General features: G+C 67.7%; 8 protein-coding genes and 1 tRNA gene. All 9 read left to right on the top strand.

Annotation, left to right across the window (positions count from 1 at the left end; genetic code table 11):
• Window positions 1-1,283, top strand: a 1,283-nt coding sequence (locus RMO12_RS15965; RefSeq protein WP_405029640.1) for a DUF3418 domain-containing protein, incomplete at its 5' end; no start/stop codon positions are given.
• Window positions 1,284-2,165, top strand: a complete 882-nt coding sequence (locus tag RMO12_RS15960) for a DUF3418 domain-containing protein (protein ID WP_405029639.1) — start codon at window positions 1,284-1,286, stop codon at window positions 2,163-2,165.
• Between the two features lie 46 nt (window positions 2,166-2,211).
• A tRNA-Pro gene (locus RMO12_RS07860) sits at window positions 2,212-2,288 on the top strand.
• A gap of 70 nt (window positions 2,289-2,358) precedes the next feature.
• Window positions 2,359-3,210 carry a hypothetical protein gene (locus tag RMO12_RS07855; protein ID WP_309638863.1) on the top strand — a complete coding sequence of 284 codons (852 nt, stop codon included), beginning with the start codon at window positions 2,359-2,361 and terminating at the stop codon, window positions 3,208-3,210.
• Between the two features lie 135 nt (window positions 3,211-3,345).
• The gene (gene pepF, locus RMO12_RS07850; RefSeq protein ID WP_309638862.1) at window positions 3,346-5,289 is read left to right on the top strand and encodes an oligoendopeptidase F; all 1,944 of its coding nucleotides are present in this window, start codon (window positions 3,346-3,348) and stop codon (window positions 5,287-5,289) included.
• 34 nt (window positions 5,290-5,323) lie between these two features.
• On the top strand, window positions 5,324-5,920 hold the full coding sequence (locus tag RMO12_RS07845; protein ID WP_309638861.1) for a phenylacetic acid degradation protein PaaY: 597 nt from the start codon (window positions 5,324-5,326) through the stop codon (window positions 5,918-5,920).
• Between the two features lie 16 nt (window positions 5,921-5,936).
• Complete coding sequence (locus tag RMO12_RS07840; RefSeq protein WP_309638860.1) at window positions 5,937-6,239, top strand: excalibur calcium-binding domain-containing protein; 303 nt, start codon at window positions 5,937-5,939, stop codon at window positions 6,237-6,239.
• Between the two features lie 85 nt (window positions 6,240-6,324).
• A complete protein-coding gene (gene paaG / locus RMO12_RS07835; RefSeq protein WP_309624040.1) occupies window positions 6,325-7,113 on the top strand; it encodes a 2-(1,2-epoxy-1,2-dihydrophenyl)acetyl-CoA isomerase PaaG in 789 nt (262 codons plus the stop codon).
• Window positions 7,114-7,361: 248 nt separating this feature from the next.
• Window positions 7,362-7,726 (top strand): hydroxyphenylacetyl-CoA thioesterase PaaI (paaI, locus tag RMO12_RS07830; protein ID WP_309638864.1); only part of this gene is annotated, 365 nt, incomplete at its 3' end.

Raw genomic sequence — 7,726 nt, 5'->3', positions numbered from 1 at the left:
TGGCCGGCCTGCTCGGCAACCTGGGCTTGAAGAGCGACGACGAGGACTGGTACCTGGGCGCGCGCGGCATCAAGTTCTGGCGCCACCCGGGCGCGCACTTGTCCAAGAAGCCGGGTCGCTGGCTGATCGCGGCCGAACTGGTGGAGACCACGCGCCTGTTCGGCCGCTCGCTCGCTGCGATCGAGCCGCAGTGGATTGCCGGCGTGGCCGGCCACTTGCTCAAGGTGCAACTGCTGGAGCCGCACTGGGAGAAGAAGGCGGCCGAAGTGATCGCGCTCGAACGCGCCACGCTCTACGGGCTGGTGGTCTACAGCAACCGGCGCGTGAACTTCGGCAAGGTCGATGCGGCCGCGGCGCGCGAGATTTTCATTCGCGCCGCCCTCGTGGAAGGCGAGTGGGAGACCCCGCTCGCGTTCCTGCAGCACAACCGCAAGCTGATCGCCAAGGTCGAAGAACTCGAACACAAGTCGCGCCGCCAGGACGTGCTGGTCGACGACGAACTCATTTTTGCTTTCTACGACCAGCAACTGCCCGCGGACGTGCACTCCGGCGCCACGCTGGAGCGCTGGGTGCGCCATGAGAGCCGCCAGCAGCCCCGCCTCCTGATGCTCACGCAAGACGAGCTGATGCGCCACGAAGCGGCGGGCATCACCACGTCGGCATTTCCCAAGACGCTGCGCCTGGGCGGCATCGACTGCACCGCGAGCTACCTGCACGAGCCCGGCGATGCGAAGGACGGCCTCACCGTCACCGTGCCGATCTATGCGCACAACCAGGTGAGCGAGGAGCGCTGCGTGTGGCTGGTGCGGGGGTTGCTGAAAGACAAGGTGCTGGCGCTGCTCAAGAGCCTGCACCAGCGGCCGCGCACCCGCCTCGTGCCGCTGCCCGACTGCGCGGCCGAGTTCGCCCTGCTCACGCCGTATGCGCAGGGCGGTCTGCTCGACGCCTTGCTCAAAGCGGTGCGCGAGCGCACGCAGATCGCGCTGCAGCGCAACGACTTCAAGCTGGAAACCCTGGCGCCGCATCTGTTCATGAACCTGCGCGTGGTCGATGAACACGGCCGCCAGCTCGGCATGGGGCGGCATCTGCCGACCCTCAAGGCCGAGCTGGGCGCGCAGGCGCGCTCGGCGTTCCAGGCGCTGGCGGGGTTGAGGATGGGGTCGCTGGCGGTTGAGCAAGCGCAGCCCTCACCCCAACCCTCTCCCAAGGGGAGAGGGGGCAATGCATCCTCTGGCGGCAGGACCTTTGCCGAGGCGCAGGATTTGCTCCCTCACCCTCTGTGAGTGGGTGGGGGTGAGGGCCGGCCCGCGCCTACCGCCACCTACACCGCGTGGACCTTCGGCGAGCTCCCCGAACTGATGGAGATCAGGCGCGGTCCACTGTCGCTGATCGGCTTTCCCGCTCTCATCGACAAGGCCACGCACGTCGAGATCGAGGTCTTCGACGAGCCCGACGTCGCCGCCGCGAAGCACCGCGCCGGCCTGCGCCGCCTCGTCGCCTTGCAGCTCAGGGAGCCGCTCAAGTACCTCGAGAAGAACATCCCCGACCTGACCCTGATGGCCGCCGCCTACATGAGCGTGGGCGGCAGTGTCGACGAGTTGCGCGCGCAGATCATCGAGGTGGCGCTGGAGCGCGCCTTCCTGGCCGAGCCGCTGCCAGCCGATGCGCCGGCATTCGCGCGCCGCGTCGACGAAGGCCGTGCGCGGCTCAACCTGATCGCGCAGGAGGTCACACGCCAGGCGCATGCCGTGCTCGCCGAGCATGCGGTGGCGGCGCGCAAGCTAAAGGACGCGCGGCCTGCGAAGGAAACCGCCGACGACGCGGCGGCCCAGCTGGCGCGCCTGGTGCCCAAGCGTTTTCTCGCAGAGACCCCCTGGACGGCGCTTTCGCACCTGCCGCGCTACCTGAAGGGCGTGACCCTGCGTCTGGACAAATGGCGAGCCGATCCGACGCGCGACGCCTCGCGGCTCGCCGAGCTGCGCCCGCTCGAGCAGCGTTACCTGCGGCGCGTGGCCGAACTCAAGGGCGCAAGCGACGCGCGCCTGGACGAGTTCCGCTGGCTGCTCGAAGAACTGCGCGTCAGCCTGTTCGCGCAGGAGCTGCGCACGCCGCAGCCGGTGAGCGTGAAGCGGCTCGAGAAAGCCTGGACGCAACTCTCGGGCTGATCGCCTCGGGCACGCGCAGCCGCTCGCTACAATCGCGACCTCCCGTCGGGGCGTAGCGCAGCCTGGTAGCGCAATTGCTTTGGGAGCAATAGGTCGCGAGTTCGAATCCCGCCGCCCCGACCATCCCGTTCAGGCATGCCACTTGCCCGTCAGCGCCGTGTGTTGCACCCCATTGCAGCACCCAGGAGCGCTGATGAAGGATCGGTTTGTGTTTCGATACGCGGCTGCGGCCACGGCCTGGTTGATCGCATTGGTCGCGACGCCGGCACAGGCACAGCTCACCGAGCCGACCTGCCGTTACGCGCCCGAGGGTATCGGCACCTACGCCCAGCATGGCTACACCGACGAGGGCGAGTGGCATTACTGGTATTGCCCCGAGCTGGCCGGATGGCGCCTCGAGATCATCTACAAGGCCAAGGGCTTCCAGATACGTCACCCCAAGCCCGAAGAGTCGCAGGGCAAGTCGCCCGCCGAGCTGTGGTCGATGTACTGGAAGCTCAACGCGAGCGTGCCGCCCGACGACCCGCGCGTGCGCAAGATCGTCGCCGCTGCCAAGGCACATGCCGCAGTCAACCCGCCGCCCGAGCGCAAGTGGGCGGTGGCGCCGAGCGGCACCGACGCCGAGCGGCCGACGTTTGCCTATACGCGCAAGAAGTGGGTGCCGTGTGCGCGGGAAAACACGCTGTGTACGCCGCCGTCGTTTCCCGCGGTGGTGTCGTTCGGTGAGCGCAGCGGCAAGGACTGGTCGGACAACAAGACCATCAAGGCGCCGATCGCCTGCACCGCGGCCAACTTCGCCGCGGGCGACAAGGCGAGCACCGCCGCTCGTGCTGCAGGTATGTCCAGGGCCTGCGTGTACTTCGTGCCCGGCGTTCGCAGCGCGTCAGCCGCAGCGGGCAGGGTCAAGGTGGGTGAGTCTTGCGACATCTCCGAGCGCTTTGTCGAAGGCCGCACGGTTTACGCCAAGGTCGCCGAGGGGTTGGTCGCGCAGTGCTCGGAGCTTGGCCTGGGCGTCGGCACGGCCAGCGTGACGCCGCCGCGTTGAAGGCGGGCGCCGCGCGAGCGGCGCGCAGACACCGCACCGCGGCTTGCGGGAAGTCCCGACGCCGACCGCGCGGGGCACCCCGCTAGACTGCCCGGCGCCCGGGCGATCGGCCTGGCGCAGGCGAAGGAGTTCCCCATGAAACGCAGTTCGTTCGCCGTGCTGGCCTTGGCGGGCTCGTGGTATCTCCGACCGGCCCTCGTGCAAGGTCTCGCGCGACGGGCCGCGCAGGGTGTCGCACGCCTTGTACTGCTGTCGCTCGCGTTGACCGCGGGCGCTGCCCGCGCGGCCGACGAGTCGAGCACCGACCGCTGGAACCTCGCCGATCTCTACCCCGACATGGCCACCTGGGAGGCCGACGCCACCCGGCTCGAAGCGCAGTTGCAGGCAATGGGTCGCTGCAAGGGCCGGCTCGGCGCGAGCGCGGCACGCTTCAAGCAATGCCTGGACCTGCAGGCCGACATCAACAAGCGCTTTGCGCGCCTGGCCGTGTATTCCGGACAGCTGCTTGCGGGCGACACCGGCGTGGCGTCGAGCCTGGCACTCACGCAAAAAACCGAGGTGCTCGGGGCGCGGCTGAGCGAGGCTTTTTCCTTCGTCGGCCCCGAGGTCCTGCGCATGGGCCGGCCCAAGGTGCAGCGCTTCATCGCGCAGCAGCGCGGCCTGGCGATCTACCGGCACCCGCTCGACCAGATCTTGCACGCCGCGCCGCACACGCTGAGCGACGCCGGCGAGGCGCTCATCGCGCAGTTCGCGCTGATGAACTCGGCCGGTGGCAACACCTACCAAATCCTTGCCAACGCCGATCTGCCGTGGCCGACCCTCAAACTCTCCAGCGGCCAAGAAGTGCGGCTCGACGGCTCGGCCTACACCTTGCACCGCGCAGCGCCCAACGCCGACGAGCGCAAGCGCGTGATGGACGCCTTCTTCGGTGCCTTCAAGGCCTTCGAGCGCACGCTCGGCGTAACGCTCTACAGCCAGCTCAAGGAAGACGCGGTTTACGCCAAGGTGCGCAACTACCCTGACGCCATGACCCACGCGCTCGACGCCAACCGGCTGCCGGTGGCAGTGATGGACGCGTTGATCGCCCAGACCAACAAGAGCCTGCCGACCCTGCACCGCTACTTCAAGTTGCGCGCGCGCATGCTCGCAGTAGCGCCGATGCGCTACTCCGACATCTACCCGCCGCTGGTCAAGAGCGACATCAAGTTCCCGCTGGCCACTGCCAAGCAGCTCGTGCTCGAAGCGGTGGCGCCGCTCGGCGCGGACTATGTGGCAGCCCTGCGCAGCGGCTTCGACAAGCGCTGGATGGACGCCTACCCGCGCCCCAACAAGCAGTCGGGTGCGCACATGGCGGGCGCCGCCTACGACGTCCATCCCTACGTGCTGATGAACTACAACGACGACTACGAGTCGCTCAGCACCTTGGCGCACGAGTGGGGCCATGCCATGCACAGCCATCTTGCCAACCGCAAGCAGGCCTTCGTCAACGCCGATTACGCGACCTTCATCGCCGAAATCGCCTCGACCGTCAACGAAGAGTTGCTGCTGCAGCGCATGCTCGGCGCGGCCAAGAGCGACGACGAGCGCCTGCTCTACCTCGGCTCGGCCCTCGAGAACCTGCGTGGCACCTTCTTTCGCCAGGCGATGTTTGCGGAGTTCGAGCGCCGCATCCATGCAGAGGTCGACCGGGGCGAACCCCTCACCGGCGAGCAGCTCAGCAAGGCCTACTGCGAGATCCTGCACCGCTACCACGGTACCCAGGAGGGCGTGATGGAGATCGACCCCGCCTATTGCGTCGAGTGGGCCTACATACCGCACTTCTATTACGGCTTTTACGTTTACCAGTACGCCACGTCGATCTCGGCCGGCTCTCTGTTCGCCAAGCGCATCACAGCGGGCGAGCCGGGTGCCCTGCAGCGCTACACCGCGCTGCTCGAGGCCGGCGGTTCCGGCTACCCGTATGAGCTGGTCAAGGCGGCCGGCGTCGACCTCGCCACGCCCGCGCCCTATCAGGCGCTGGTGGCGCACATGAACGCGATCATGGACGAGATCGAAACGCTGCTGGCTAAGCGCCGGTGAACGACTTCCAAGCCACCACACCGAGCACCCACCCATGCCCATCTACGCGATCGACGACCTGGTGCCGGTGGTTCACCCGAGCGCCTTTGTTCACCCGAGCGCCGAGCTGATCGGCGATGTGTGGGTGGGCGAGGGCGTCTATGTCGGTCCCTGCGCCAGCCTGCGCGGCGACTTCGGCCGGCTCGTGCTTGAAGCCGGCAGCAACCTGCAGGACCACTGCACCATGCACGGCTTTCCGGGCGCCGACACGGTGGTGGAGGCAGGCGGCCACATCGGCCACGGCGCGGTGCTGCACGGCTGCCGCATCGGGCGCGATGCGCTGGTCGGCATGAACGCGGTGGTGATGGACAACGCCATCGTCGGCGAGGGCGCGTTCGTGGCCGCGCTGTGCTTCGTGCGTGCCGGCTTTGAAGTGCCGCCACGCCACCTGATCGCCGGCGTGCCGGGCAAAGTGGTGCGTGAACTCACACCCCAAGAGCTGGCCTGGAAGTCGGCCGGCACCGCCACCTACCAACGCCTGACCGTGCGCTGCCGCGAGAGCTTGCAGGAGGTGATGCCGCTTGCCAGCGCCGACTTCGCGCGGCCGCGGCTGGGCTCAGAAGTCCTGGCGCCTCTAAAACAGAGCCGCTAACCCGGATGGGCCATCCATGAAGCGCGTCATCATCATCGTCCTGGTCGGTCTTCTCGCGTGGCAGGGCTATTTGAAATACCAAGCAAGCCGCGCCGAGAATTTGGTGCGCCAAGTTAGCGTCGATGTCGAGCCATCGTCTGGTCCGTCGCCGCGAAAGTCTGAAACCGTTCCTTCCGATTTGTTCAAATGTGACGGTCGCACGCATTGTTCGCAGATGAGGTCGTGCGCCGAGGCGAGATTTTTTCTGCAGAACTGCCCTGGCGTGAAGATGGACGGAAACAACGACGGCATTCCCTGCGAGCAGCAGTGGTGCAAGTAGAGCCATCGTTGCTGCCGGCGCGTCGCGGCGCACGCTGAATCGCAACATCTGAATCGCGTTTGCAACCCCAAGACGATCAAAAGCCATGGCCTACGAAAATATCCTCTACGCTGAATTTGACGGCGTGGCGCGGCTCACGCTCAACCGGCCCGACAAGCTCAACAGCTTCAATGTCGCGATGCACCTCGAGGTGCGCGAGGCCCTGGTTGCCGCAGCGCGGCCCGAGGTGCGAGTGCTGGTGCTCACCGGTGCCGGCCGCGCCTTCTGTGCCGGCCAGGACCTGTCCGATCGCCAGACGGCGCCGGGCGCCGAGCCGCCCGACCTCGGCGAGACCATCGGCAACTACTACGCGCCGCTGGTGCGCCAGATTCGCGCGCTCGACAAGCCGGTTATCGGTGCCATCAACGGTGTGGCGGCGGGTGCCGGCTGCAACGTGGCGCTGGCTTGCGATCTGGTGATCGCCGCGCGCTCGGCGAGCTTTTTGCAGCCGTTCTGCAGGCTCGGCCTGGTGCCCGATGCGGGCGGCACCTGGTGGTTGCCGCGACTCGTCGGCCCGGCGCGCGCCGCCGGCCTGGCGATGCTCGGCGAAAAGCTCTCAGCCGAGCAAGCGGCGGCCTGGGGACTGATCCTTAAATGCGTCGACGATGAACACTTCGCGGCCGAGGTCGACGGCCTGGCCGCGCAGTTCGCCAGCGCGCCGACGCTCGGCCTCGCACGCACCAAGCGGGCGCTTCAGCAAAGTTGGGCGAACACGCTCGATGAGCAACTCGACCTGGAGCGCGACCTGCAACGCGAGCTGGGTCGCAGTCACGACTATGCCGAAGGCGTGTCGGCCTTCCTCGGCAAGCGCACGCCGCGTTTCACCGGGCGTTGAGCGCCGATTCCGACGCGCAGGCAAGCAGCACGGCATGAGCCTGCACGAGCGCCCGAAGGGCCCATACCAATACCGGAGTGCGCTCGAATGCCCACCTTGCCTGCATCGCCTTGCGCTGAAGGCCAACCCACTGCATCGGTTGCCACATGACCCCCGACCCGCGCACCCATGACGCACGCGCCTTCGGCGAGCCGAGGCTTGACGAGGTCGACGCGGCCCAGACGCTCGCCGAGGACTGCGCCCGCGCGATGTGGCAGCGCGACACCGCGTCGCGCTCGCTGAGCATGCGGCTGGACGAGATCGGGCCCGGCCGCGCGGTGCTCGAGATGCGGGTGCGCGCCGACATGCTCAATGGCCACGGCATCTGCCACGGCGGCTTCATCTTCGCGCTGGCCGACAGTTGCTTCGCCTTCGCCTGCAATAGCTACAACCGCGTCAGCGTCGCGGCCGGCTGCCACATCGACTACCTGACGCCGGCCCGCGAAGGCGAGCTGTTGCGCGCGGTGGGCGAGGAGCGTTCGCGCAGCGGCCGCACCGGCATCTACGATGTGAGCGTCAGCAATGCGGCCGGCGACACCGTCGCGCTGTTGCGCGGCAAGAGTCGCGAAATCCG

Origin of the sequence: Methylibium sp. (assembly GCF_031393925.1) — a bacterium.
Taxonomy (GTDB): domain Bacteria; phylum Pseudomonadota; class Gammaproteobacteria; order Burkholderiales; family Burkholderiaceae_C; genus Methylibium.
Note: the sequence above shows the minus strand (reverse complement) of the source record. Positions and strands in the feature narration are given on the sequence as shown.